The sequence below is a fragment of the Natrinema sp. CGMCC1.2065 genome (assembly GCF_051225675.1).
GTDB classification, from domain to species: domain Archaea; phylum Halobacteriota; class Halobacteria; order Halobacteriales; family Natrialbaceae; genus Natrinema; species Natrinema thermotolerans.
The window spans coordinates 1-825 of the sequence record NZ_JBPJSJ010000045.1 but is presented as its reverse complement, the minus strand read 5'-3'; the positions used below and the strand labels follow the sequence as shown (position 1 = coordinate 825).

Genomic DNA, 825 nt, shown 5'->3' with positions numbered 1-825 from the left:
ACCGGGACCGGGGCGCTGCCCCGGCCCACCTTAACTCGTGGCGCTTTGCGCCACGTGGTTTCACGTTCGATCGAGCCACGTCGTGGCCGATCGGGCACCTTTGAACTACCAAGGCTAACGTTTCACGCTCTGTCCGCCGTCGTGGCGGACGTGGGCCCATAGCTCAGTGGTAGAGTGCCTCCTTTGCAAGGAGGATGCCCAGGGTTCGAATCCCTGTGGGTCCATGTCTCGGAGGAAATCTCGGATCGTGCCCCTTAAGTGGGAGACGACCCGAGGATTGAATCCGAACGAACCGATGCACCACCCCGCGCAAGCGTGGGTGGGAAGGGTTAATGCAGGCCGGCCGTCTACCGGCGTGCAAATGAGACCGTGTGTACGTGTAGTCCAGGCGTCCACTGGACCCGTTCCCGGGTCACGATGTTGCGACTCTGTCGCAACGCCGATCCGATGAACGTGGCTACTGTGCCAGCTGGTGGATCGCTCGGCTTGAGAGCTGAAGAAGGACGTGCCAAGCTGCGATAAGCCCAAGGGAGCCGCACGGAGGCAAAGAACTTGGGATCTCCGAATGGGAATCCCCACCGCAATTGCTTCGCGCAATGGGGAACGTCGAGAATTGAAACATCTTAGTACCGACAGGAAAAGAAAGCAAACGCGATGTCGTTAGTAATGGCGAATAAACGCGACACAGTCCAAACCGAAGCCCTCACGGGCAATGTGGTGTTCGGACTGACGATCACTTCCCGAACGGCGACGCGAAGTCTCTTGGAATAGAGTACGAGACAGGGTGACAGTCCCGTACCGTCGACAAGTAAGGAACGAGTCAGC

At 58.7% G+C, this 825-nt stretch carries 1 tRNA gene and 1 rRNA gene; both read left to right on the top strand.

Annotation, left to right across the window (positions count from 1 at the left end):
• The first annotated feature begins 152 nt into the window (after positions 1 to 152).
• Positions 153 to 224: transfer RNA gene (locus ACSBP4_RS19610), tRNA-Ala, on the top strand.
• A gap of 224 nt (positions 225 to 448) precedes the next feature.
• A 23S ribosomal RNA gene (locus tag ACSBP4_RS19605) occupies positions 449 to 825 on the top strand; the annotation flags it as partial.